Origin of the sequence: Caballeronia sp. ATUFL_F1_KS39, from assembly GCF_023630985.1 — a bacterium.
GTDB classification, from domain to species: domain Bacteria; phylum Pseudomonadota; class Gammaproteobacteria; order Burkholderiales; family Burkholderiaceae; genus Caballeronia; species Caballeronia zhejiangensis.
The window spans coordinates 1-24,088 of the sequence record NZ_JALQDZ010000048.1 but is presented as its reverse complement, the minus strand read 5'-3'; the positions used below and the strand labels follow the sequence as shown (position 1 = coordinate 24,088).

The 24,088-nt window shown below is 62.5% G+C and carries 22 protein-coding genes; 16 read left to right on the top strand and 6 right to left on the bottom strand.

What is annotated here, in order from left to right; translation table 11 throughout:
- Positions 1-6: 6 nt before the first annotated feature.
- The gene (locus tag NCR93_RS24675) at positions 7-1,092 is read right to left on the bottom strand and encodes a tartrate dehydrogenase (RefSeq protein ID WP_008347505.1); all 1,086 of its coding nucleotides are present in this window, start codon (positions 1,090-1,092) and stop codon (positions 7-9) included.
- 108 nt (positions 1,093-1,200) lie between these two features.
- Here NCR93_RS24675 and NCR93_RS24670 point away from each other — a divergent pair, with 108 nt between their 5' ends.
- Complete coding sequence (locus tag NCR93_RS24670; protein ID WP_008347503.1) at positions 1,201-2,115, top strand: LysR family transcriptional regulator; 915 nt, start codon at positions 1,201-1,203, stop codon at positions 2,113-2,115.
- Positions 2,116-2,122: 7 nt separating this feature from the next.
- On the opposite strand, the gene NCR93_RS24665 is transcribed toward NCR93_RS24670, so the two are convergent.
- Entirely contained in the window at positions 2,123-3,046 is a 924-nt protein-coding gene (locus tag NCR93_RS24665) for a LysR family transcriptional regulator (protein ID WP_008347501.1), read from the bottom strand.
- Between the two features lie 178 nt (positions 3,047-3,224).
- Here NCR93_RS24665 and NCR93_RS24660 point away from each other — a divergent pair, with 178 nt between their 5' ends.
- The 13 genes from NCR93_RS24660 (at position 3,225) to NCR93_RS24600 (ending at position 17,869) form a co-directional block, all read left to right on the top strand.
- Positions 3,225-4,526 carry an MFS transporter gene (locus NCR93_RS24660; RefSeq protein WP_008347500.1) on the top strand — a complete coding sequence of 434 codons (1,302 nt, stop codon included), beginning with the start codon at positions 3,225-3,227 and terminating at the stop codon, positions 4,524-4,526.
- Between the two features lie 48 nt (positions 4,527-4,574).
- A complete protein-coding gene (gene ttdA / locus NCR93_RS24655; protein ID WP_008347498.1) occupies positions 4,575-5,474 on the top strand; it encodes a L(+)-tartrate dehydratase subunit alpha in 900 nt (299 codons plus the stop codon).
- Positions 5,471-6,079, top strand: a complete 609-nt coding sequence (ttdB, locus tag NCR93_RS24650) for a L(+)-tartrate dehydratase subunit beta (protein ID WP_175980506.1) — start codon at positions 5,471-5,473, stop codon at positions 6,077-6,079. The genes ttdA and ttdB overlap by 4 nt, the downstream gene beginning before the upstream one ends.
- A gap of 124 nt (positions 6,080-6,203) precedes the next feature.
- Positions 6,204-7,832 (top strand): FGGY-family carbohydrate kinase, encoded by a 1,629-nt coding sequence (locus NCR93_RS24645; protein WP_175980505.1) that lies wholly within the window; start codon positions 6,204-6,206, stop codon positions 7,830-7,832.
- Positions 7,833-7,938: 106 nt separating this feature from the next.
- On the top strand, positions 7,939-10,323 hold the full coding sequence (locus NCR93_RS24640) for a bifunctional salicylyl-CoA 5-hydroxylase/oxidoreductase (RefSeq protein ID WP_175980504.1): 2,385 nt from the start codon (positions 7,939-7,941) through the stop codon (positions 10,321-10,323).
- Positions 10,324-10,325: 2 nt separating this feature from the next.
- Entirely contained in the window at positions 10,326-11,087 is a 762-nt protein-coding gene (locus NCR93_RS24635; protein ID WP_008347491.1) for an SDR family NAD(P)-dependent oxidoreductase, read from the top strand.
- Complete coding sequence (locus NCR93_RS24630) at positions 11,084-11,644, top strand: MarR family winged helix-turn-helix transcriptional regulator (protein WP_008347489.1); 561 nt, start codon at positions 11,084-11,086, stop codon at positions 11,642-11,644. The genes NCR93_RS24635 and NCR93_RS24630 overlap by 4 nt, the downstream gene beginning before the upstream one ends.
- A gap of 10 nt (positions 11,645-11,654) precedes the next feature.
- Entirely contained in the window at positions 11,655-12,506 is an 852-nt protein-coding gene (locus NCR93_RS24625) for an enoyl-CoA hydratase family protein (protein ID WP_175980503.1), read from the top strand.
- Positions 12,507-13,688 (top strand): acyl-CoA dehydrogenase family protein, encoded by a 1,182-nt coding sequence (locus NCR93_RS24620; RefSeq protein WP_008347485.1) that lies wholly within the window; start codon positions 12,507-12,509, stop codon positions 13,686-13,688.
- Complete coding sequence (locus NCR93_RS24615; RefSeq protein ID WP_008347484.1) at positions 13,685-14,134, top strand: acyl-CoA thioesterase; 450 nt, start codon at positions 13,685-13,687, stop codon at positions 14,132-14,134. Before NCR93_RS24620 ends, NCR93_RS24615 begins: the two co-directional genes overlap by 4 nt.
- Entirely contained in the window at positions 14,131-14,526 is a 396-nt protein-coding gene (locus NCR93_RS24610; protein ID WP_008347482.1) for a RidA family protein, read from the top strand. The genes NCR93_RS24615 and NCR93_RS24610 overlap by 4 nt, the downstream gene beginning before the upstream one ends.
- Positions 14,527-14,538: 12 nt before the next feature.
- Positions 14,539-16,176 carry an AMP-binding protein gene (locus NCR93_RS24605; protein WP_175980502.1) on the top strand — a complete coding sequence of 546 codons (1,638 nt, stop codon included), beginning with the start codon at positions 14,539-14,541 and terminating at the stop codon, positions 16,174-16,176.
- 85 nt (positions 16,177-16,261) lie between these two features.
- Positions 16,262-17,869, top strand: coding sequence for an ABC transporter substrate-binding protein (locus NCR93_RS24600; RefSeq protein WP_175980501.1), 1,608 nt, complete (start codon positions 16,262-16,264; stop codon positions 17,867-17,869).
- A 4-nt stretch (positions 17,870-17,873) separates the two neighbouring features.
- On the opposite strand, the gene NCR93_RS24595 is transcribed toward NCR93_RS24600, so the two are convergent.
- Positions 17,874-18,134: a hypothetical protein gene (locus NCR93_RS24595; RefSeq protein ID WP_175980500.1), complete on the bottom strand. Its 261-nt coding sequence runs from the start codon at positions 18,132-18,134 to the stop codon at positions 17,874-17,876.
- Between the two features lie 423 nt (positions 18,135-18,557).
- Here NCR93_RS24595 and proP point away from each other — a divergent pair, with 423 nt between their 5' ends.
- A complete protein-coding gene (gene proP / locus NCR93_RS24590) occupies positions 18,558-20,030 on the top strand; it encodes a glycine betaine/L-proline transporter ProP (protein WP_175980499.1) in 1,473 nt (490 codons plus the stop codon).
- A 180-nt stretch (positions 20,031-20,210) separates the two neighbouring features.
- On the opposite strand, the gene NCR93_RS24585 is transcribed toward proP, so the two are convergent.
- Positions 20,211-20,654 carry a hypothetical protein gene (locus tag NCR93_RS24585; RefSeq protein ID WP_175980498.1) on the bottom strand — a complete coding sequence of 148 codons (444 nt, stop codon included), beginning with the start codon at positions 20,652-20,654 and terminating at the stop codon, positions 20,211-20,213.
- A 230-nt stretch (positions 20,655-20,884) separates the two neighbouring features.
- On the opposite strand from NCR93_RS24585, the gene NCR93_RS24580 reads away from it, so the two are divergent.
- The gene (locus NCR93_RS24580; RefSeq protein WP_250497433.1) at positions 20,885-21,772 is read left to right on the top strand and encodes a DUF7164 domain-containing protein; all 888 of its coding nucleotides are present in this window, start codon (positions 20,885-20,887) and stop codon (positions 21,770-21,772) included.
- An 8-nt stretch (positions 21,773-21,780) separates the two neighbouring features.
- On the opposite strand, the gene NCR93_RS24575 is transcribed toward NCR93_RS24580, so the two are convergent.
- Both NCR93_RS24575 and NCR93_RS24570 read right to left on the bottom strand, forming a co-directional pair.
- Positions 21,781-22,407, bottom strand: a complete 627-nt coding sequence (locus NCR93_RS24575) for a DAK2 domain-containing protein (protein WP_175980497.1) — start codon at positions 22,405-22,407, stop codon at positions 21,781-21,783.
- 12 nt (positions 22,408-22,419) lie between these two features.
- On the bottom strand, positions 22,420-23,430 hold the full coding sequence (locus tag NCR93_RS24570) for a dihydroxyacetone kinase subunit DhaK (RefSeq protein WP_175980496.1): 1,011 nt from the start codon (positions 23,428-23,430) through the stop codon (positions 22,420-22,422).
- Positions 23,431-24,088 lie beyond the last annotated feature (658 nt).

The following is a 24,088-nucleotide window of genomic DNA, read 5'->3' as shown; positions in this document are numbered from 1 at the left end:
ACCGATTCAGGCCGCGTTAGCCGCCTGCTTGTCGACCAGCGCGCAGACGGCGGCCGTCACTTGCGCCGTCGTCGCGGTGCCGCCGAGATCGCCGGTGTGCAGCGACTTGTCGGATGTCACGGCTTCGATCGCCTGCATGACGCGTTTGGCCGCGTCGAACTCGCCGAGATGTTCGAGCAGCATCACGACCGACCAGAACGTGCCGACGGGATTCGCCAGGCCCTTGCCCATGATGTCGAACGCGGAGCCGTGAATCGGTTCGAACATCGACGGATAGCGGCGCTCCGGATCGATGTTGCCCGTCGGCGCGATGCCGAGACTGCCCGCGAGCGCGGCGGCGAGATCGCTGAGAATGTCGGCATGAAGATTGGTGGCGACGATCGTATCGAGCGTCTGCGGACGATTGACCATGCGCGCGGTGGCGGCGTCGACGAGTTCCTTGTCCCATTTGACATCGGGGAATTCGGCGGCGACTTCGTTCGCGATCTCGTCCCACATGACCATTGCGTGACGTTGCGCGTTGCTCTTCGTGATGACGGTCAGCAGCTTGCGCGGACGCGACTGCGCGAGGCGGAACGCGAACCGCAGAATGCGCTCGACGCCCGCGCGCGTCATGATCGACACATCGGTCGCGGCTTCGATCGGATGACCTTGATGCACGCGCCCGCCCACGCCGGAATATTCGCCTTCCGAGTTTTCGCGCACGATCACCCAGTTCAGGTCTTCGGGCTTGCAGCGCTTCAGCGGCGCGTCGATGCCCGGCAGGATGCGCGTCGGACGCACGTTCGCGTACTGGTCGAATCCCTGGCAAATCTTGAGACGCAGGCCCCACAGCGTGATGTGATCGGGCACGTCCGGATCGCCCGCCGAGCCGAAGAGAATGGCGTCCTTGTCCCGGATCGCATCGAGTCCGTTCGCGGGCATCATCACGCCATGCTGACGGTAATAGTCCGCGCCCCAGTCGAAATTCTCGAATTCGAAAGCGAATGCCTGCGTGGACTCGGCGAGCGCTTCGAGCACTTGCTGGCCCGCCGGAACCACTTCCTTGCCGATGCCGTCGCCGGGAATCGTTGCAATGCGATAGGTCTTCATGTCTCCGTCCTTCGATGTTGTCGGGTATGGGCGAACTTTAACCGCATTCCGGCTCCAAAACCGGTGCTAGACTCAAAGCATCTTTAACCTGAAGTTACGAATGAACCGATGCCCGATGCCGTCCAGCCCGCCGATCTGAGCTTCTTCTCCACCCTGTCGGCCGCAGGCAGTCTGAGCGCGGCCGCGCGCGAACTCGGCCTCACGGCGGCGGCCGTCAGCAAGCGTCTTTCGCAGATGGAAGCGCGCGCCGGCGTGGCGCTCGTCAATCGCACGACGCGGCGGATGATGCTCACGCCGGAAGGCGAGCTGTATCTGGAACACGCGCGCCGGATTCTCGACGAGATCGACGAACTCTCCGAACTGCTCGGCGCCGCCAAGCAAAGCCCGAAAGGTCTGCTGCGCGTGAACGCGACGCTCGGTTTCGGGCGCAGTCACGTCGCGCCGCTGATTTCGCGTTTCAGCAGGATGTATCCGCAAGTGTCGGTGCAGTTGCAGTTGTCGGTCACGCCGCCGCCGCTCACCGACGACAAGTTCGACGTCTGCATCCGGTTCGGCGAACCGCCCGATACGCGCGTGATCGCGCGGCGTCTCGCGGGAAACCGGCGGCTGTTGTGCGCCGCGCCGTCGTATATCGAGGCGCATGGCATGCCGCTCGTCCCGCACGATCTGACGCGGCATAACTGCATCGGCATTCGTCAGGGCGACGAAGCCTACGGCGTGTGGCGGCTCACGTCCGGACGCGGCGCGTCGCGCAAGACGGAAGCGGTGCGCATCGACGGCACGCTCACGACGAACGACGGCGAAATAGCCGTGAAGTGGGCGCTCGAAGGCCACGGCATCCTGATGCGCGCCGAATGGGACCTGAAGCCGTATCTGGCCGATGGCTCGCTCGTGCGCGTGCTGCCCGACCACGAAACGCCCAACGCCGATATCTTCGCGGTCTACTCGCAGCGGCATCAGATGTCGAACCGCATTCGCACGTTCGTCGACTTCATCGCGCAGGAGCTGAAGGGCGACGCGTGAAGCGCCGCTACCACGGCGAGCCGGCGGGCGACGGGCCGTCGGCGTGCTGGCCGAGATAGTGACGCAGATGATCGACGAAAACCGCGACCTTCGGCGACAGATTCAGCCGTTCGGGATAGACCGCGTAGATATCGGCGGGCGGCGTGTCGTATTCGCTCAACACCTGAACCAGCCTTCCGCTGCGCAGATACTTCGCGACGTCCCATTCCGCGCGCATGAGAATGCCGCGCCCTTCCAGCGCCCAGTTCAGCGCCACTTCGCCGTCGTTGGTGCTGAGCTTGCCGTGCACTTTCACGGTCTCCGTGCGCCCGCTGCGCGTCAGACGCCAGTTGCCATAGGCGGCCTCGTTCTGACGCAGCACGATGCATTGATGCGAAGTCAGATCATGCGGATGCGCCGGCTCCCCGGCCACACGCAAATATCCCGGCGACGACACCAGAAGCCGCCGATTCGACGCGATCTTCTTCGCGATCAGCCGTGAATCCGGCATCTCGCCGAAGCGCACGGACACGTCGATGCTCTCGTCCGGCAGGCTGATCGGCCGATCGGTCAGATGCAGTTGCACTTCGACATCGGGAAACGCCTCGCTGAATTCCGAGATCGCCGGACCGATATACGACCGCCCGAATCCCAACGGCGCATTGACGCGCAACAGTCCTTTCGGCGCGGCCCGGCTGCTGGAGACCGTCCGCTCCATGTCGTCGATGTCGCTCAATATTCGCTGGGCGTTCGCGAAATACACCTCGCCTTCGCTCGTCAGGCTGATGCGCCGCGTCGTGCGGTTGAGCAGGCGCACGCCGAGCCGGTCTTCGAGCGAAGAGAGCCGCCGCGAGACCGCCGGCGGCGTCAGATTCAGCTCTCGCGCGGTCGCGGCCAGACTGCCTTGCTTCACCAGCAGGCAGAAGAATCCCAGTTCCGAGTCGGTGCCCATTCGTGATTTTTTTGCAATGATGAATTAAGTTTAAGTCGATTCATACGCGATTCCAACGGTTTTAACCTAGGCGTCAGCTCACGTAAAGGGCGACCCGCTTCGAGCCGACGTTCGAAGACGGCATCAAAACCGCACCAGACGGTTTCGAACCCTATCAATCGGAATCAGGAGACGTTCCATGGAAATGGACATCGAGAAGCGCACTCTGCGCAAGGTCAGCTGGCGCATCGTGCCGTTCATCATGCTGCTGTACTTCATCGCGTATATCGACCGGGTGAATATCGGCTTCGCGGCGCTCACGATGAAGACCGACCTCGGCTTCACCGCGTCGATTCTCGGCTTCGGCGCGGGCATCTTCTTCTGGGGCTATTTCCTGTTCGAAGTGCCGTCGAACATCGTGCTGCACAAGGTCGGCGCGCGCATCTGGATTGCGCGGGTCATGGTGACGTGGGCGATCATCTCGGCGGCGATGGCGTTCGTCACCGGGCCGACGAGCTTCTACATCATCCGCTTCCTGCTGGGCGCGGCCGAAGCGGGCTTCTTCCCCGGCATCATCCTGTATCTCAGCTACTGGTTTCCCGCGCGGCATCGCGCTGGCGTCGTCGCGTTCTTCATGGCCGCCGCGCCGCTTTCCACCGCGCTCGGCTCGCCGCTGTCCGCCGCGCTGCTCGAAATGGACGGCGTAATGGGACTGCACGGATGGCAATGGCTCTTCATCCTCGAAGCCGTGCCGGCGCTCATTCTCGGTGTGGTCGTCTTCTTCTACATGACCGACAAGCCCGAGAAGGCCAAATGGCTGAAGGACGACGAGCGCAACTGGCTGGTCGATGTCATGAACGCCGAAACCGCCAGCCGCGCGACCACGGCGAAGCACGGCATCATCAGCGGCCTTGCGAATCCCCGCGTAATCGCGCTGTCGCTGATTTACTTCGGCACGTCGGCGGGGCTGTACACGCTCGGCATCTGGGCGCCGCAGATCATCAAGCAACTGGGCGTGTCGTCGATGACCGTCGGCCTGCTCAACGCGATTCCGCCGATCGTGTCCGTCATCGCGATGGTGCTGTGGTCGCGCCATTCGGATCGCACCGGCGAGCGAACCTGGCACGTCGTGCTGGCGTGCGTCGCGGCGGCGGTCGGCCTGATCGTGGCGGCGATGGCCAATAGCGTCGTCGGTCTGATCGCCTCGCTGACGCTGGTGAACATCGGCATCAGTTGCGCGAAGCCGCCGCTCTGGACCATGCCGACGATGTTTCTCTCCGGCGCGGCGGCCGCCACCGGCATCGCGACGATCAACTCGATCGGCAATCTGGGCGGCTTCGCCGGTCCGGTCGTCATCGGCTGGCTCAAGGAATCGACGGGCAGCTATGCGGGCGGCCTCTATTTCGTCGCCGGTCTTCTCGTGATGTCCGCCGTGCTGACCTTGCTTCTCGCCCGCTCGCAGAAGCCTTCGGTATCGACCAGCAACGCCGCCGCACACTGAAAAAGCACGCGCGCGTCCCCCAACTCAACACGTCGTAGAGGAATCAAGATGGAAAAGGAAGCGGCCATTCAGTCCGTCACGGACACCATGGCGAAGTTCACCGCCTATATCGGCAAGCGCCTGCCGAAGGATGTCAAGGCGAAGCTCGCGGAATTGCGCACGATGGAAACCAATCCGCTCGCCAAGTCGATTTACGATTCGATGGACAGCAACCAGGACGCCGCCGACAAGCTGAACCGTCCGAGCTGTCAGGACACGGGCGTGATCCAGTATTTCGTCGAGGCGGGCGCGAATTTTCCGCTGCTCGGCGAGCTCGAGGAAATCCTTCAGGAAGCCACCGCCGGCGCGACGAAGCTCGGGCCTTTGCGTCACAACGCCGTCGAAACGTTCGACGAGAAGAACACGGGCACGAACACCGGCACGCAGATTCCGTGGCTCGACTGGCGCATCGTGCCGGAGAAGGACAGCTGCACGATCGACGTCTACATGGCGGGCGGCGGCTGCACGCTTCCCGGCGCGGCGAAGGTTCTGATGCCGGGGCAAGGCTATGAAGGCGTCGCCGAATTCGTGATGGACGTCATCACCGAGCGCGGCGTGAATGCGTGCCCGCCGCTGCTCGTCGGCGTCGGCGTATCCACTTCGGTCGAGACTGCCGCGCGACTGTCGAAGCTGGCGATCCTTCGTCCGGTCGATTCGAAGAGCGCGAATCCGCGCGCCGCGCTGATGGAAGAGTTGCTCGAACAAGGGCTCAACGAAGTCGGCATCGGCCCTCAGGGGCTCACCGGAAACAATAGCGTGATGGGCGTCAATATCGAATCGTCGGCGCGGCATCCGTCGACCATCGGGGTGGCCATCAACACCGGATGCTGGGCGCATCGCCGCGGCAAGATCCGCATCAACGCAGACATGTCCTACGAAGTGCTCTCGCATGAAGGAGTCGTACTGTGAAGAAGGTTCTGACAACCCCCATCAAAAGCGAAGACCTCGAGGATCTGAAGGTCGGCGACGTCGTCTATCTGACGGGGCGCCTGGTGACGTGCCGCGATGTCGCGCATCGTCGATTGATCGAGCAAGGGCGCGAGCTGCCCGTCGATCTCAACGGCGGCGCGATCTTTCATGCGGGCCCGATCGTGCGCAAGAAGGACGACGGCGCGTTCGAGATGGTGTCCATCGGACCGACGACGAGCATGCGCATGGAGAAATTCGAGCGCGAGTTCATCGAGCAGACCGGCGTGAAGCTGATCGTCGGCAAAGGCGGCATGGGACCGGAAACGGCCGCGGGCTGCATGGAGCACAAGGCGGTTCATGCGATCTTCCCGGGCGGATGCGCGGTGCTCGCGGCGACGCTCGTCGAGGAAATCGAAGGCGCCGAATGGCAGGATCTCGGCATGCCCGAAACCTTGTGGATCAACCGCGTGAAGGAGTTCGGCCCGCTGATCATCTCGATCGATACCAAGGGCAACAATCTCATCCAGGAAAACAAGGCGGTCTTCAACGAGAGAAAGAAGCCGATCCTCGAAAAGATCAGCAAGGAACTCAGCTTCATCAAGTAGCGGCTTTAGACGAGCGCCTCGCGTTGCCGTCTTCGGAATTCGGGGTTCGGGCATACTACTCGGCGGCAGGTTTGCCGAACAGCGTCGATCTGCGACGCCCTTATCCCGAACCACGGACAGAGAGATGAACGCAAGCAACCGCAGCGCCGGCGAACGCTACGTCGTTGGCGTCGACGTCGGCACCGGCAGCGCACGCGCCGGAATTTTCGATACCGCCGGCAACATGGCCGCATCGGCGAAAAAGGACATCACGCTGTTTCACGAAAGCGGCGGCATCGTCGAGCAATCGAGCGGGGAAATCTGGAGCGCCGTCTGCCACGCCGTAAAAGCGGCGCTCGCGCAGGCGGCAATCGCGCCGGAGTCCGTCGCGGGCATCAGCTTCGATGCGACCTGCTCGCTCGTCGTGCTCGGCGATGGCGGCAAACCGCTGCCCGTGGGACCGTCGGAGCAGGCGGAACGCGACATCGTCGTCTGGATGGATCATCGCGCGATCGGGCAGGCGGAGCGCATCAACGCGACCGGCCACGCGGTGCTGAAATACGTCGGCGGCAGGATCTCACCGGAAATGGAGACGCCGAAGCTGTTGTGGCTTCTGGAAAACCGTCCGCGCGTCTTCGACGCCGCATGGCAATTCTTCGATCTCACCGACTTCCTGACATGGCGCGCGACCGGCGATACGTCGCGGTCGGTCTGCACCGTGACCTGCAAGTGGACCTATCTCGCGCATGAACGGCGCTGGGACGAGAGCTATTTCCGGACCATCGGTCTCGGCGCGCTGGCGGACGAGGGCTTCGCGCGCATCGGCCAGCAGGTGGTCGAACCGGGCACGCGGCTCGGCAACGGGCTGACCGAACGCGCCGCCGCGGAACTCGGGCTGATCGCGGGCACACCGGTCGGCGCGGGCGTGATCGATGCCCATGCGGGCGGCATCGGCACCGTGGGCGCACAGGGCGATCCGGAGTCGTGCCTCGCCTATGTGTTCGGCACGTCGTCATGCACGATGACGACGACCGCCGAGCCGGTCTTCGTGCCCGGCGTCTGGGGCCCGTACTTCTCGGCGATGGTGCCGCAGGCGTGGCTCAACGAAGGCGGTCAATCGGTCGCCGGCGCGGCGATCGAGCGCCTGCTCGCGATGCATCCCGCCGCCGCCGAAGCCACGCTTCGCGCGAAAGAGCGCGGCGAATCGCTGCCGGCCATGCTCGCCGGCTTGGCGGCTCAGGCCTCCGGCAGCCTGTCGGACGCGGTGAAGCTCGCCGATGGCCTGCACGTCGTCCCGGAGTTTCTCGGCAACCGCGCGCCCTTCGCCGATCCGCACGCGCGCGCGGTCATCGCCGGTCTCGGCATGGAAGCCGGCCTCGACAATCTGGTCGCGCTGTATGTCGCCGGCGTGTGCAGCATCGCTTATGGTCTGCGGCAGATCATCGAAGCGCAGGCGGACGCCGGCGCGCCGATCGAGCGCGTGATGATCAGCGGCGGCGCGGGCCGGCTCGATCTCGTCCGGCAGCTGCTCGCCGATGCGACCGGCAAGCCGGTGCTGGCCACGCAGGTCGATGAGCCGGTGCTGCTCGGCGCCGCGATGCTCGGCGCGGTGGCGGGCGGCCTGTTCGGCGACGTTCGATCGGCGATGAGCGGCATGGCGCGCGTCGAAAAAACCTACGCGCCGGCAACGGGCGATCTCGCGCGCCTTCACGACGCGCGGTATCGGGCATTCATCCGCTTGCAGCGTTGCGCACGGGAAATCCGCGAAGACTAGCGGGGAAAAGTACGGACGCGCGGTGCGCTCCGTCGTCTTTTTACTTGACATCTAAATTATCCAAACCTAAATTATCACGAGGAAAGACACGAGTCGGAGAGCAAGCATGCGTATCGTCTGCATCGGCGGAGGTCCGGCGGGCCTGTATTTCGCGCTTTTGATGAAGCGCCGCCATCCCGCTTACGACATCACCGTCGTCGAACGCAACCGTCCTTACGACACGTTCGGCTGGGGCGTCGTGTTCTCCGACCAGACGCTCGGCAACCTGCGCGCGGCGGACCCGCCAAGCGCCGATGCCATTCTCGACGCCTTCAATCACTGGGACGACATCGACGTCCACATCGGCGGGCGCACCGTGCGCTCGTCGGGTCACGGCTTCTGCGGCATCGGCCGCAAACGTCTGCTGAATATCCTGCAAGCGCGTTGCGAAGACCTCGGCGTGAAGCTCGTCTTCGAAACGCAAGTCATGAACGACGAGGACTACGACGCCGACCTCATCATCGCGAGCGACGGATTGAACAGCGCGATCCGGCAGAAATACGCGTCGACGTATCAGCCCGATATCGACATGCGCGATTGCCGCTTCGTGTGGCTCGGCACGCACAAGTGCTTCGACGCATTCACGTTCGCGTTCGAAAAAACCGAATGGGGCTGGTTTCAGGCGCATGCTTATCGCTTCGATGAAGACACGTCGACGTTCATCGTCGAGGCGCCCGAACGCGTATGGCGTGCGGCCGGCCTCGCCGACATGAGCAAGGAAGACGGCATCGCGTTCTGCGAAAAGCTTTTTGCGAAGCATCTCGACGGCCACGCGCTGATCTCGAACGCCACGCACTTGCGCGGATCGGCGCAATGGATCCGCTTTCCGCGCGTCGTCAATCGCGAATGGGTGCATTGGCGCGAATCCGCGAATGGCAAACGGACGCCCGTCGTGTTGATGGGCGATGCCGCGCATACCGCGCATTTTTCGATCGGATCGGGGACGAAGCTCGCGCTCGAAGATGCGATCGAACTCGCGAACAGCATCGACACTGCGTTCGCGATGAAGAACGGCGATCTCGAAGGCGCGCTCGCGCATTACACGCAAGTACGCAGCGTCGATGTATTGCGCATTCAGAATGCCGCGCGCAATTCGACGGAGTGGTTCGAGCATGTGGATCGATACGCGTCGTTCGAGCCCGAGCAGTTTGCATACTCGTTGCTCACGCGCTCGCAGCGCATTTCGCATGAAAACCTGCGCGAGCGCGATGCAGGATATCTCGCCTCATTCGAAGACTGGCTCGCCGCGCGTGCGGGCATCGAGCGCAACGCGCGGCAACGATCCGTTCCGCCGATGTTCACGCCGTTCACATTGCGCGGCGTCACGCTGAAGAATCGCGTGGTCGTTTCGCCGATGGCGCAGTATTCCGCCGTCGATGGCATCGCGGGCGACTATCACCTGATGCATCTCGGCGCGCGCGCGATGGGCGGCGCCGCGCTCGTGATGACCGAGATGACCTGCGTGTCGCCCGAAGCGCGCATCACGCCGGGATGTCCGGGCATGTATGCGCCGGAGCATCTCGCGGCGTGGAAGCGCATCGTCGATTTCGTGCATGCGCAATCGGATGCGAAGATCGGCATGCAGCTCGGCCATGCGGGCGCGAAGGCATCGACGCGCGTGAGCTGGGAAGGCATCGATCAGCCGCTTCCCGATGGCAACTGGCCGCTGGTTTCCGCATCGCCACAACAGTATCTGCACGGCGTGAGCCAATGGTCGCGCGAGGCATCGCACGACGAATTGCGCGAGATCGAAACGCAGTTCGTGCGCGCCACGGAAATGGCCGCGCTTGCAGGCTTCGACTGGCTCGAACTGCACTGCGCGCATGGCTACTTTCTGTCGAGCTTTCTCTCGCCGCTGACCAATCATCGCACTGACGAATACGGCGGCTCGCTCGAAAATCGCCTGCGTTATCCGCTCGAAGTATTCAAGGCGATGCGCGCCGTGTGGCCGCAAGACAAGCCGATGTCCGTTCGCATCTCCGCGCACGATTGGGTCGATGGCGGGACGACGCCCGACGACGCCGTCGAGATCGCGCGCGCATTCAAGGCGGCCGGCGCGGACATGATCGACGTCTCTTCAGGGCAAGTCAGCAAGCAGGAGAAGCCTGTGTTCGGGCGCATGTTCCAGACGCCGTTCGCGGATCGCATACGCAATGAAGCGGGTATCGCGACCATCGCGGTCGGCGCGATCTCGGAAGCGGATCACGTGAACAGCATCATCGCCGCGGGACGTGCGGACTTGTGCGCGGTGGCGCGCCCGCATCTCGCGAATCCATCGTGGACATTGAACGAGGCCGCGAAGATCGGCTACTTCGATATCGCGTGGCCGAAGCAATACGCGGCCGCCAAATCGCAACTGGAACGCAATCTCGAACGCGAGCGCGCACTGGCCGCCGACAATGCGCGCCTCACGCCGCAAGAACGCGCGCAACGCGCTGAAGGAACGGTCTGATCATGACGACTCTCGCCGACAAACACGCGGTCGTGACAGGCGGTGGCAGCGGCATCGGCGCATCGTGCGCAGAGGCGCTCGCGCATGCCGGCGCACGCATCACGCTGATGGGCCGCGATCTCGCGCGCCTCGAGGCGCAGCGCGACGCGATGCGCGATTACGCCGACGTCGCGTGCATACGCGTCGATGTGACGAATGAAGCCGCCGTCGCCGAAGCCTTCTCGCGCGCCGGTCCGGCCGATATCCTCGTGAACAACGCAGGCCACGCGCAAGCCGCGCCTTTCACGCAAACCGATGCGGCACTGTGGCAACGCATGATCGACGTCAATCTCACCGGCGTGTTCTTCTGCACGCGCGCCGTGTTGCCGTCGATGCTGGAGCGTGGCTTTGGCCGCATCGTGAATGTCGCGAGCACGGCGGGACAGATCGGTTATGCGTATGTCGCGGCGTATTGCGCAGCGAAGCATGGCGTCATCGGTCTCACGCGCGCGCTCGCTCTCGAAGTCGCGACGAAGGGCATAACCGTCAACGCGGTATGCCCCGGTTATACCGAAACCGAGCTGCTGCGCGCATCGCTGGATCAGATCATGTCGAAGACCGCGCGCAGCGAACAGGACGCACGCGATGCGCTCGTGCGCAACAACCCGCAACGCCGTTTCGTGCAGCCGGAAGAAGTCGCCAACGCCGTGCTATGGCTGTGCGCGCCCGGTTCCGATGCGATGAACGGCCAGTCGATATCCGTATCAGGTGGAGAAGTAACGTGAGCAACATCGCAGGCAACAAGAAGACGAACGCCGCAACCGAGCAGAAAGCGCCGCGCAAGGGCGTGGAGAAACCGGCGGACAACGTCGTCGATCTCGAGATGAGCACCGGCGCCGACAGCCACATGGGACTGCGCTTATGGCTGCGCATGCTGACCACGACGAACCTCGTGCAAGCCGAACTGCGCAAGCGCCTGCGCACCGAGTTCGATACGACCTTGCCGCGCTTCGACCTGATGGCCCAACTCGAACGTCATCCCGAGGGCCTGAAGATGACCGAGCTATCGCGCCGCATGATGGTCACCGGCGGCAATGTGACGGGCATCACGGATCAGCTCGAAAAAGAAGGACTGGTATCGCGTTATGCCGATCCGAACGATCGCCGTTCGACGAGCGTGCGTCTCACGCCGCAAGGCCGCGCCGCGTTCGACAAGATGGCGACCGCGCATGAGCAATGGGTCGTCGAAATGTTCGGCGGTCTCGAACTGAACGAAAAATCGCAGACGCATCAGCGGCTCGGCAAGCTGAAGCAGCATCTGCTGAAGACGCTGAAGGACTAAGGAGACACAGATGAGCTCATCGAGCGCCGATGCGCTTCTCGCCGGCAATCGCGTAACGCTCGCGGACTATCGCGCGACGCACTTCGGATGGTCCGTCACGAACGATGTCGCGACGATCATGCTGAACCGGCCCGAACGCAAGAACCCGCTGACGTTCGAATCGTATGCGGAGTTGCGCGATCTGTTTCGGCAACTCGCCTATGCGACCGATGTGAAAGCCGTCGTGATCCACGGCGCGGGCGACAACTTCTGCTCCGGCGGCGACGTGCATGAAATCATCGCACCGCTGATCGATCTACCGATGCCCGAGCTATTGCTCTTCACACGCATGACGGGCGATCTCGTCAAGGCGATGCGTCATTGCCCGCAGCCGATCATAGCCGCCGTCGATGGCGTCTGCGCGGGCGCGGGCGCGATCCTCGCGATGGCGTCCGACATGCGTCTCGGCACCGCGCGCAGCAAGCTCGCATTTCTCTTTGCGCGCGTCGGTCTCGCGGGCTGCGACATGGGCGCGTGTTCGATTCTGCCGCGCATCATCGGTCAGGGACGCGCTGCCGAATTGCTCTTCACGGGCCGCTCGGCAAGCGGCGAAGAAGGCTATCACTGGGGCTTCTACAACCGCCTTTGCGCACCCGAAACCTTGCTCGACGAAGCCGCGAAGCTCGCGTCCGAACTCGTCGCCGGGCCGACCTTCGCGCACGGCATCACGAAGAAGATGCTGCATCAGGAATGGAGCATGAGCATCGACCAAGCGATCGAATCGGAAGCGCAGGCGCAAGCCATCTGCATGAGCACGCGCGATTTCGAGCGCGCCTATCGCGCGTTCGCGGGGAAGACGCGTCCCGTGTTCGAAGGAGACTGAATGAACGCCGATCCACACAGCGCGCTCGCATGGCCCTTCTTCGATGAGAGACATCGCGAACTCGCACGCGATGCCGATGCATGGGCGAACGAGCATCTGAAGCATGTCGATCACGCCGATACCGACGCGGCCTGCAAGCGCCTCGTGCGCATGCTCGGCGATGCGGGATGGCTCAGGCATTGCATCGGCGGCACCCGATACGGCGCATCGAACGATACGATCGACACGCGCGCCGTGTGCCTGCTGCGCGAAACGCTCGCGAAACACGACGGCCTCGCGGACTTCGCCTTCGCGATGCAAGGGCTCGGCTCGGGCGCCATATCGCTCGCCGGCACCGATGCGCAGAAAGAGCGCTATTTGCCGCGCGTCGCGAACGGCACTGCATTGGCGGCGTTCGCGTTGTCGGAACCGGAAGCGGGATCGGATGTCGCGGCGATGTCGCTCGATGCGCGCGCCGATGGCGACGCCTACGTGCTGAACGGCGACAAGACGTGGATATCGAACGGCGGCATCGCGGACTTCCATGTCGTGTTCGCGCGCACAGGCGAAGCGCCGGGCTCGCGCGGCATCAGCGCGTTCATCGTCGATGCGGATACGCCCGGCTTGCAGATCGCCGAACGCATCGACGTGATCGCGCCGCATCCGCTCGCGCGCCTGCACTTCGAGAACGCGCGCGTGCCGCGCAGTCAGATGCTGGGCGCCGCGGGCGAAGGCTTCAAGATCGCGATGCGCACGCTCGATATCTTCCGCACGTCGGTGGCGGCGGCATCGCTCGGCTTCGCGCGTCACGCGATGCAGGAAGGGCTCGAACGCGCCGCATCGCGCAAGATGTTCGGCCAGACGCTCGGCGACTTTCAGCTCACGCAGGCGAAGCTCGCGCAGATGGCGTTGACCATCGACACGAGCGCGCTGCTCGTGTATCGCGCCGCGTGGCTGCGCGATCAGGGCGAGAGCGTGACGCGCGAAGCCGCGATGGCGAAATGGCACGCGAGCGAAGGCGCGCAACAGGTCATCGATGCAGCCGTGCAGTTGTGGGGCGGCCTCGGCGTGAAGAGCGGTACGGCGGTCGAATCGCTGTATCGCGAGATACGCGCGCTGCGCATCTATGAAGGCGCGACGGAAGTGCAGCAGTTGATCGTCGGACGCGACTTGCTCAAGGCGCACGGAGCACATCAACGATGACACAACGCTTCGACATGCCGATGCGAATCCGCTTCGCGCACTGCGATCCGGCGGGCATCGTGTACTTTCCGCAATACCTGGTGATGACGAACATGCTCGTCGAAGACTGGTTCGACGATGCGCTCGGCATCGACTACGCGCACATGATCTCGCGGCGCCGCGTCGGACTTCCCATCGTCAAGCTCAATTGCGAGTTCTCGCGACCGAGCCGCATGGGCGAAACGGTGACGCTGTCGCTCGCGGTCGATTCCGTCGGACAGCGCTCGATCCGCATCGACATCGTCTGTCATTGCGACGGCGAAGTGCGCTTTCGCGCGAAGCAGGTCCTCGTGACGACATCGCTCGACGATGGCCGCTCGATCGCCATTCCCGGCGACATCGCCCTCGCGATCGAACGGTTCGCGCCGGGCACGAGCCGCGCACTTCAAGAGGAATCACGCTCATGAAAAAGACCCTTCAGCCTTCAGACTGGATCAAGCCGCGCGGTTACGCGAACGGCGTCGCGGTGCGCGGCACGCAGGTGTTCATCGCGGGGCAGATCGGCTGGGACGAAGAGGCGCGCTTCGTCAGCAACGCATTCGGCGCTCAGGCCGCGCAGGCGCTGCGCAATATCGTGGCCGTGCTGCGCGAAGCGGGCGGCAAGCCGGAGCATCTCGTTCGCATGACGTGGTACGTGACCGACAAGCGCGCGTATCTCGCGGCGGCGAAGGAAATCGGCGCGGCGTTCCGCGAGCTGATCGGCGATTACGACATCGCGATGAGTGCGGTGCAAGTCGTCGCGCTCATCGAAGACGATGCGCTGGTGGAGATCGAAGCCACGGCTGTTATCCCCGACTAAGCGGAGGACACGATGGAACGCTCGGCACACATCGATACTTTCGCGCGCGAACATTTGCCGCCGCAGGAACAATGGCCGGTGCTCATGCTCGACAATGCGGACGTCGCTTATCCGGCGCGCGTGAATTGCGCGACCGAATTGCTGGATCGCGCGATCGAAAGCGGACATGGCGATCGCACGGCGATCTGGTCCGATGCGAACGGCGAGCCGCACGCAACGACGTATCGCGAGTTGCGCACGCTCGTGAATCGCAGCGCGCATGTGCTCGTCGATGAAATGGGTTTGCGTCCGGGCAATCGCGTGTTGTTGCGCGGGCCGAATACCTTGCAGATGGCCGTCGCGTTCTTCGCGGCGCTGAAGGCCGGTCTCGTCGTCGTGCCGACGATGCCGCTGCTGCGCGCGAAAGAACTGAAGCAGATCATCGAGAAGGCGCGGATATCGGCGGCGCTATGCGATGTGCGTCTCATGGAAGAACTGCAGCGCTGCACGACGAAAGGCGACGACTTCCATTGCGAAGCGCTCGCGCAAGTGCTGACGTTTCACGACGATGCACCCGCGTCGCTCGAATCGCTGGCTCGAAGCAAGCCCGATCATTTCGATGCCTGCGACACCGCCGCCGACGACGTGTGCCTCATCGCATTCACGAGCGGCACGACCGGCGCGCCGAAAGGCTGCACGCACTTTCATCGCGACGTCCTTGCGATGTGCGATCTGTTCCCGCGACACATCCTGAAGCCCACGGCCGACGATGTGTTCTGCGGCACGCCGCCGCTCGCGTTCACGTTCGGCCTCGGCGGCCTGCTGTGCTTTCCATTGCGCGTGGGCGCGTCGACGATCCTGCTCGAAAAGCTCACGCCCGAAACGCTCCTGCAAACCGTGCAGCGCTTTCGCGCGACGATCATGTTCACTGCGCCGACGTTCTATCGGCAGATGGCGCCGCTCATCGAAGGCTTCGATGTGTCGAGCCTGAAGAAGACCGTGTCGGCGGGCGAAGCGTTGCCCGATTCCACGCGCGCGTCATGGCGCGAAGCGAGCGGCATCGAAATGATCGACGGCATCGGCGGCACGGAGATGATCCATATCTTCGTTTCGTCGGCGGGTGCGGACGTGCGCGAGCACGCGATCGGACGCGCGGTGCCGGGCTATATCGTGCAGGCCGTCGACGATGCGATGCAGCCGGTGCCGCCCGGAACCATCGGCAAGCTCGCGGTGCGCGGCCCGACGGGTTGCCGCTATCTCGCCGATGAACGTCAGTCGAAATTCGTGCGCGACGGCTGGAACTTGCCCGGCGATTCCGTCGTGATCGATGATGACGGTTACGTGTTCTATCAGGCGCGCGCCGACGACATGATCGTATCGGCGGGCTACAACATCTCCGGGCCGGAAGTGGAAAGCGTGCTGATGCAGCATGAAGCGGTGGCGGAATGCGGCGTGATCGGCGTGCCCGATGAAACGCGCGGGCAAGTGGTAAAGGCGTTCGTCGTGCTCAATCCCGGTTTCACCGGCGACGATGCGCTCATTGCTGAATTGCAGGCGTTCGTCAAGCGCACTGTCGCGCCTTACAAGTATCCGCGCATCGTGACGTTTCTAACGGCGTTGCCGCGCACCGAGACGGGCAAGCTCAAGCGCTTCGCGTTGCGCTCGATGTAGCAAGCTCGAAAAACGTTTGCTTGGTAGAGTATGGCTCACGCCCGCCGCGAGGCGGCTTGCCCACTCTTCCGAGCAAACAAGAAAAATGGTTCTGACGCATCGACTCCTTGCCGTTTCCCTCTTTGCCGCATTCGCATTGACGTCGCAAGCCACATCGGCGGCGAACAAGACGCTCGTGTTCTGTTCCGAAGGCAGCCCCGCCGGTTTCGATTCCGCGCAATACACGACGAGCACCGACTTCGATGCGGGCGCGCATGCGGTCTACGATCAGCTCGTCGAATTCAAGCGCGGCACGCTCGATCTCGTGCCGGGTCTCGCCGAGAAGTGGGATGAGTCCGCGGATGCGAAGACCTTCACGTTTCATCTTCGGCGCGGCGTGAAGTTTCAGTCGACCGCCTGGTTCAAGCCGACGCGCGACTTCGACGCGGACGATGTCGTATTCACGTTCAAGCGCATGATCGATCCGAACGAGCCGTTTCAGAAGGCGCATCCCGTCAGCTTCCCGTATCTGACCGATCTCGGCTACGACAAGAACATTGCATCCGTCGACAAGCTCGACGACTACACCGTGCGCTTCACGTTGAAGACGCCTGATGTCGTGTTCGTGCGCAACATCGCGATGGAGTTCGCATCGATCGTATCGGCGGAATATGCCGCGCAACTGCTGAAGCAGGGCAAGCCGGAAGACCTCAATCAGAAGCCAGTGGGCACGGGCGCGTTCGTGTTCCGCGACTATCAGAAGGACGCGACGATCCGCTACGACGCCAATCCGACTTACTGGAACCGCAAGGACGTGCATATCGACAAGCTGGTTTTCTCGATCACGCCCGATGCCGCCGTGCGTCAGCAGAAGCTATCGAGCGGAGAATGCCAGGTGACGTCGTTTCCGCGTCCCGCCGACATTGCCGCAGCGAAGCAGGATCCGAAGCTCACGGTGCTGTCGGGCGTCGGCTTCAACGTCGCGTATGTGGGCTACAACACGACGCACAAGCCGCTCGATAACGTGAACGTGCGCCGCGCGCTCGACATGGCGATCGACAAGCAGGCGATCATCAAGACGGTCTACGAAGGCGCAGCGACCATCGCGACGAATCCGATGCCGCCGTCGCAATGGTCGTATAACAAGGCGCTGAAGGACGCACCGCGCGACCCCGCGAAGGCGAAGGAACTGCTGAAGGAAGCGGGCTTTCCAAACGGCTTCACGATCACGCTATGGGCGATGCCGGTGCAGCGCGGCTATAACCCGAACGCGCGTCTGATGGCGCAACTGATCCAATCGGACTGGGCGAAGATCGGCGTGAAGGCGAACATCGTCACTTACGAATGGGCCGAGTACAACAAGCGCGCGAAGACGAACGGCGAGCACGACGCGATTCTTTACGGCTGGCTCGGCGACAACGGCGATCCCGACAACTGGCTCGGCACGACGCTCGGTTGCGACGCGGTTCACGGCAGCAACATGGCGAAGTGGTGCAACAGGCAGTTCGACGATCTGCTCGCGAAAGCGCGTCTCGTCACCGATCAGAACGCGCGCACGAAGCTCTATGAAGAAGCGCAAGTGGTGTTCAAGGATCAGGTGCCGTACACGCCGCTCGCGCACGCCAACATCTTCCAGCCGATATCGAAACGCGTGCATGGCTATCTGATCAGTCCGCTCGGCGGACATCGTTTCGACGGCATCACGTTCGATTGAGCGATCAGCCGCCGCGATACCACGCATCGATGCTGTCGTGCTGCTCGTGTTCGATTGGCGGCGTCTTGGCAGCGTCGGGCATTTCGTGTCCGGTGCTCTTCGCGCGCATCCCATGAACCGCCCGCGCGCTGTTCTCCTTGTGCGATACATGCTTCACCGCGCTTTCGCACTGCATGTTCGCCGCGCCGCAATCGTGCGCGAACGCAGGCACGGCCGACGACGCCGCGCTCGCGGCGAGAAGAACGGCGATGGTCTCCGCTTTCATGGCAACCCCGTGAATCCGTCGATAAAAAGAGGCGCGATCCGTCGACACGGTTCCCGGAATGAAATCATCGTGCCGGCGGCATCGCGCCCGCTTCATCAAATGCATGGCTCGTGCCAATGACGCGCTGAATCGCTGTGAGCGTTGCGCGTAAAGGGATTGGCGCGTTGAGCGATGATCGCGTCAAGGCGCTCCTGTCGGACCGAGGCCAACGCTTGCGCGTCGCGTGTGCGATGCAATCCGACATTGCAATGATGCGAGTGTCGTTTTCTGCCGATTCAAGGACGCGTGAGCGAAGGCATGCACGCGCCGCGACCCGCACACTCTGATCATTCATCGTGCCGAGGGCCCCGCGCCCCATCGGCGGCCTTCCGCGCGAACGCAACGCAGTCCCTCGCGTTCGCCGCGAAATCAGGAGTGAGACAATTGAGCCTCTCGCACGAGCGCAACGCCCGAAGCAAAACGTCGCCGCATCTCACGCTGGGCGATATCACGGTAGTCGACCATGCCTTGCTGAAGCGTGCCGTCGGCGCGATGGCGCTCGGCAACGCCATGGAATGGTTCGACTTTGGCGTGTATAGCTATATCGCCGTCGTGCTGGGGAAAGTATTTTTTCCGTCGAGCAGTCCGTCCGCGCAGTTGATCGCGACCTTCGGCACGTTCGCCGCTGCGTTTCTCGTGCGTCCTGTCGGCGGGATGGTCTTCGGGCCGCTCGGCGACAGGATCGGCCGCCAGCGCGTGCTCGCAATGACGATGATCATGATGGCCGTCGGCACGTTCTGCATCGGCCTGATTCCGAGCTATCACTCGATCGGCATTCTCGCGCCCGTTCTCCTGCTCGTCGCGCGTCTCGTGCAAGGCTTCTCGACGGGCGGCGAATACGGCGGCGCGGCGACGTTCATCGCTGAGTTCTCGACCGATGCGCGGCGCGGCTTCTATGGCAGCTTTCTGGAGGTCGGCACGCTCGCGGGCTATATCCTCGGCGCGGGCACGGTCGCGTTGCTGACCGCCCTGCTCCCGCACGACGCGCTGCTTTCATGGGGATGGCGCGTGCCGTTCATGATCGCGGGTCCGCTCGGGCTGGTCGGCTTGTATATCCGCATGAAGCTCGAAGAGACGCCCGCGTTCAAGAAGGAAGCCGAGACACGGGAGGCGCATGAACGGTCGCGTCCGAAACAATCGTTGGCCGAACTGCTGTCGCGGCAATTCAAGCCGATGATGCAATGCGTCGGCCTCGTGCTGATCTTCAACGTTACCGACTATATGGCGCTGTCGTATCTGCCAAGCTTTCTTTCGGCGACGCTGCACTTCGATGAAACGCACGGCCTGTTTCTCGTGTTGCTCGTGATGATGCTGATGATCCCGATGACGCTCTTCGCGGGCCATCTCTCCGATCTCATCGGCCGCAAGCCGGTGATGATGATCGGCTGCATCGGGCTTTTCGCGCTGTCGATTCCCGCGTTGCTGCTCGTTCAAACGGGCGCGATGCTTCCGGTGTTTCTCGGCTTGCTGATACTCGGCGCGCTGCTATCGACGTTCACCGGCGTGATGCCTTCATCGCTGCCCGCGCTCTTTCCGACGCGCATTCGTTATGGCGCGCTCGCCATCGGTTTCAACGTATCCGTGTCGCTCTTCGGCGGCACGACGCCGCTCGTCACGGCGTGGCTCGTCGATGCGACCGGCAATCTGATGATGCCCGCGTATTACCTGATGGCGGCATCCGTGATTGGCGTGGTGTCCGTGCTCGCGTTGCGCGAGACGGCGCGTCAGCCTTTGCTCGGCTCAGGGCCGTGCGTCGCAACGAAGGCCGAAGCGCTCGCTCTTACGCGCAAGAAGTTGAAGGTGGTGCCGGCGGGCAAGCGCGAGCGTGAGGTCGTGGTGCAGAGGAAGCGAGCGTGAAGGCGTTGGCCGCGAGGACGCACCCCGTTTTCACCTGATTGGAGCGCGCCGGTAGAGACGTAGAGCCCCCATATGATGCCTTGGGGGCGGGGGGGGTTTCGGCGCGGTCAATGAATCATTGCAATCCTAACGGCTGTCTTTCGATGAAACATTCGTATAGGACGCGTCAGGTTCATGCAATCATTGCTGAACGTATTCGAACAATAGGTTCGTCGAAAGCGATCTGAAGTTCCTGCTGACGTAGAACGTGAACTTGGGCCAGGTCGTCAAGACGAGATGACCCGAGAAAGGCAGCGTCGTTCTTCCGCCGACGTTCTTCGTTTGCGATCCGAAGTAATAAGGATCCGGATAGCTTGGATCTCGCTCCAATTGATCCGGCGGGAGGTTGATATACGCGCGAACCAGGTCGTTATCGCCTGTCGATGGAGCCGCGATTCCAGTGATCAGGCCGGAGACGCGGTACAAACCCTTTGTCTTTATGGCGATAGCACCATCGTTTGCGTCGATCGTGACTGGGTCACCGCCTTGGTTGTTGAGGCCCCAACGACCGTTCCAAACGTTGAAAGTCGAATCATACTCAACCATTTCATCGTCGCGCAGACCGACAAAGAAAATGCAAGACATGGTTATTATCCTTGTGTATCTAGATGTGCATATTGAGCGTCCGCCTCAACAAGACGACAGACGCGAGTAAGCTTAGATATCGATTCGCACGGCGTCGATTGTTGCGAATGAGTTTTTTACAAAAGGAGAAGAGTAACGAAACAAGAATGATCGATGTCAAGCTTTCATGCGGCGGTCAGATCACGAATGGTACACTTCGGCATCCGTAATATTTATGGCAGGGGAAATACGTGAAAAACCACCGCACCGGCATACTCGTCTACGTAGACAATGCTGCCACAATGCTCGAGGAATTCTCGTGGCTGTACAAAAGCTTGATCTTCTCGGGTGCAACTGCGACGTGTGATCTCATCGCCGTCTGCCACCCTGACGCCCTGAAGAAACTTCCTTCAAACGATCGAATTCGATACATCACCGCGCTACCCTTCGCGGACGAGCATGCCGCGTGGTCGGACTATAAGTTCATCAATTCGGTAGCAAATCTAGTCAGCCCCGCTGTATTCGACCTCTGTCGTGAGTACGAATACATCCTCAAAACAGATTGCGACACGTTTGTGACTTCTGCGTTAGTCGAGTTTGAGCCATCAGGTCTTTGCCTCGGATTCGGCGCATATGCTTATTCGGAGTCGGTCCGTCGAAAACTAGCCGAATGCAGTGAGCGATGGGGGTTCCCGCATAACGGCACGCACAACGTGGGCGCGTCGGTTCTCGGCCCTACGGAAATGGTGCTGAACTTTTTGGCTTCTCAGATGGAAAATTGCGAACGTCTTCTGCAAGAAGAGTTCGCCGACTTTACGGGCGAGTGGCCGGGCTGGAGCAAGCAGGTTTTGACCATGTACGCTGGCGAACTTGCCCTGCGCCTCACGTATCCGCAACGCTGTTCGCTTGGCTTACTTGATCACTTCACCTCGGGAGATCGAAAAATTGCAAGCGATGTCCTGCACATTCACGCGTGGCACACGGACAGTTATTGGTCGAAGCACGACTTTCGAGCGGGAAACTATGGAACGATCGAACTGGGGCACATTGATCGAACAACCTTGGGTGGCTATTGTCATTGGCTCGCCGCGGCTACATTAGACGAAGTTAAGGCCGCGGCACGAACGTTATCACGCTAGGGCGGCATTCATCCCCCGACCGCATCTCTCAACGCCTCTAGAAACCTGACATAAGCCGTCGCACCGGGATCCGCGTGCCCGATGCTGCGCTCCTGCACCCATGCCGCGCGGCCCTTCTTCGACTGCATCGTGGCAGTCGCGCTGACCTGCTCGCGTGCCTTGGCGATCATGGCATCGAGCGTGTCCGTCGCGCTGCCTTGCGATGCGGCCAGCACATCGAGACTCGGCACGAGCGCATCGAGCACGGTCTTGTCGCCGACCTGACTCTTGCCGCGTTCGATGATGCGCGCCGCCACCGCCTGACCGATCGCAAGCGCATCTTCGCGGCCGATCGCGTTCTTGTCCTTCACCGTCTTCGCCGCTGCGATCAATCCGCCGCCGACGAGCGCCGCGAACGTCGACGGATTCGCCGTCGAGAATGCCTTGGCCGCGGCCAGCATGATGTCGTTCAACGTCGCCTCGTCGGGCAATGCGTTCAACGCTTTCACGACTGCCGTCGATCCCGCCTGCACCGTGATGCCGAGATCGCCATCGCCGAGCGCCGCGTCGAGATCGCGCAGTTCATCGGCGTGTGCGGGAAGCGCGTTCAGCGCGCGCGTGAGGATGTCCCGCAGTTCCTTGCTCGTCACACTCATTGCACGCTCCTTTCAGGATTCGGTGCCGTCGCGGAAGAACGGCGAACGCGCGGGCGCTTCGAGCAGCGCCTCGAGTTCGTCGTCGAGCAGCATGATCGTGATCGATGCGCCCGCCATCTCGAGACTCGTCACGTATTCGCCGACATACGAGCGCGCGATTTTCAGGCCTTCATCGGCGATGAGTTTCGCCGAATGCCGGTACAGCAGATAGAGCTCTTCGAGCGGCGTCGCGCCGAGGCCGTTGACGAGCAACGCGACGCGCGAGCCTTTCGGCGCGGCGAGATCGCCGACGATCTGCTTCGTGATGCGCTCGGCGATGGCATCGGCGGATTCGAGCTTGCCGCGATGCGTGCCGGGTTCGCCGTGTATGCCGATGCCGATTTCCATCTCGCCTTCGGGCAGCGTGAACGTCGGTTTGCCTGCGGCGGGCAGGATGGTCGGCGAGAGGCCGACGCCCATCGTGCGGCAATTCGCGTTGGCCTTGGCGCAGATGCGCGCGACGTCGTCGAGCGAATCGCCGCGTTCTGCTGCGGCGCCAGCGCATTTGAATGCGAAGACCATGCCGGCGACGCCGCGTCGGTCGGCGGCGCGGTCTTTCGGTGCGGAGGCGACATCGTCGGTCAGCACGACCGTTTTGATGTCGATGCCTTCGGCTTCCGCGAGGTCCGCGGCGAGATCGAAGTTGAGCACGTCGCCGCCGTAGTTGCCGTAGACGTAGAGCACGCCTGCATCGCCGTTGACTGCTTTCGTCGCTTCGAATATCTGTTCCGATGATGGCGATGAGAAGACGTTGCCTACTGCCACGCCGGCGCATAGGCCCTCGCCTACGTAGCCGAGGAAGCCGGGCATGTGGCCCGAGCCACCGCCGGTGACGATGCCTACGCGGCCTTGCGTCGGGGCGTCAGCGCGGACGAGTGCGCGTTTGTCTCCTGTCGCGGGTTTGATCCATTTTGGATGCGCTATCAGCAGGGATTCGATGATTTCATCGACGAAGGCTTCAGGGTTGTTGATGATCTTCTTCATCTCTTTGTTTGCTCCTTGTTTCGGTTCGGTTCTGTTCGCTTGCGTTTGTGTGGAAGCCTGATTTCGTGTCGGTCTATTAGCACTGCCCCTGTGCGGGGCGGCACTCACTTTCTTTGCTGCTGCAAAGAAAGTAAGCAAAGAAAGCAGCTACTGATACGCCCGCGGTCACACGCAATTTGGGTAGTCCTCTCGTCCTTCGTGGGCTGCCTAAAGAGTGCCCTCATAGGCCCCATCGGACTTGGCTCGCGCACGGTCTGTCTCATCGCACCACACGCCAAACGGGTTCAGCACCAAATAGCTCCGGCCCGCTTCGCGGCCGACCGGTCAATCGGGAGTGCATGTGCTTCTCTGCTAACGTCTCCATCTCACTGCAATCGCCGCCCTTTGGTTTCCCTTGCATACCCGGCGGCAGCGCGTAGCGCTGTGCCGGAGCTGTTTCGTGCTGAACCGGCGCGCTCGAAGTTATTGGGCGGCGGACCGTGCGCGAGCCAAGCCGGATGGGGCTTATGAGGGCACTCTTTAGGCGAGTGCCGCCGTGGACGAGAGAACTACCCAAATTGCGTGTGACCGCGGGCCTGAAAAGCTGCTTTCTTTGGTTACTTGTATATTGAATCTGGCGTCCGGAAGCTGATCTCTCCCGTTCGCTCGAAGCGGTAGC

What these genes read in the sequence shown, in the direction of transcription:
- NCR93_RS24675 (WP_008347505.1), bottom strand. Translation starts at nt 1,092, where the DNA reads ATGAAGACCTATCGCATTGCAACGATTCCCGGCGACGGCATCGGCAAG.
- NCR93_RS24670 (WP_008347503.1), top strand. Translation starts at nt 1,201, where the DNA reads ATGCCCGATGCCGTCCAGCCCGCCGATCTGAGCTTCTTCTCCACCCTG.
- NCR93_RS24665 (WP_008347501.1), bottom strand. Translation starts at nt 3,046, where the DNA reads ATGGGCACCGACTCGGAACTGGGATTCTTCTGCCTGCTGGTGAAGCAA.
- NCR93_RS24660 (WP_008347500.1), top strand. Translation starts at nt 3,225, where the DNA reads ATGGAAATGGACATCGAGAAGCGCACTCTGCGCAAGGTCAGCTGGCGC.
- ttdA (WP_008347498.1), top strand. Translation starts at nt 4,575, where the DNA reads ATGGAAAAGGAAGCGGCCATTCAGTCCGTCACGGACACCATGGCGAAG.
- NCR93_RS24645 (WP_175980505.1), top strand. Translation starts at nt 6,204, where the DNA reads ATGAACGCAAGCAACCGCAGCGCCGGCGAACGCTACGTCGTTGGCGTC.
- NCR93_RS24640 (WP_175980504.1), top strand. Translation starts at nt 7,939, where the DNA reads ATGCGTATCGTCTGCATCGGCGGAGGTCCGGCGGGCCTGTATTTCGCG.
- NCR93_RS24635 (WP_008347491.1), top strand. Translation starts at nt 10,326, where the DNA reads ATGACGACTCTCGCCGACAAACACGCGGTCGTGACAGGCGGTGGCAGC.
- NCR93_RS24625 (WP_175980503.1), top strand. Translation starts at nt 11,655, where the DNA reads ATGAGCTCATCGAGCGCCGATGCGCTTCTCGCCGGCAATCGCGTAACG.
- NCR93_RS24620 (WP_008347485.1), top strand. Translation starts at nt 12,507, where the DNA reads ATGAACGCCGATCCACACAGCGCGCTCGCATGGCCCTTCTTCGATGAG.
- NCR93_RS24615 (WP_008347484.1), top strand. Translation starts at nt 13,685, where the DNA reads ATGACACAACGCTTCGACATGCCGATGCGAATCCGCTTCGCGCACTGC.
- NCR93_RS24610 (WP_008347482.1), top strand. Translation starts at nt 14,131, where the DNA reads ATGAAAAAGACCCTTCAGCCTTCAGACTGGATCAAGCCGCGCGGTTAC.
- NCR93_RS24605 (WP_175980502.1), top strand. Translation starts at nt 14,539, where the DNA reads ATGGAACGCTCGGCACACATCGATACTTTCGCGCGCGAACATTTGCCG.
- NCR93_RS24600 (WP_175980501.1), top strand. Translation starts at nt 16,262, where the DNA reads ATGGTTCTGACGCATCGACTCCTTGCCGTTTCCCTCTTTGCCGCATTC.
- NCR93_RS24595 (WP_175980500.1), bottom strand. Translation starts at nt 18,134, where the DNA reads ATGAAAGCGGAGACCATCGCCGTTCTTCTCGCCGCGAGCGCGGCGTCG.
- NCR93_RS24585 (WP_175980498.1), bottom strand. Translation starts at nt 20,654, where the DNA reads ATGTCTTGCATTTTCTTTGTCGGTCTGCGCGACGATGAAATGGTTGAG.
- NCR93_RS24575 (WP_175980497.1), bottom strand. Translation starts at nt 22,407, where the DNA reads ATGAGTGTGACGAGCAAGGAACTGCGGGACATCCTCACGCGCGCGCTG.
- NCR93_RS24570 (WP_175980496.1), bottom strand. Translation starts at nt 23,430, where the DNA reads ATGAAGAAGATCATCAACAACCCTGAAGCCTTCGTCGATGAAATCATC.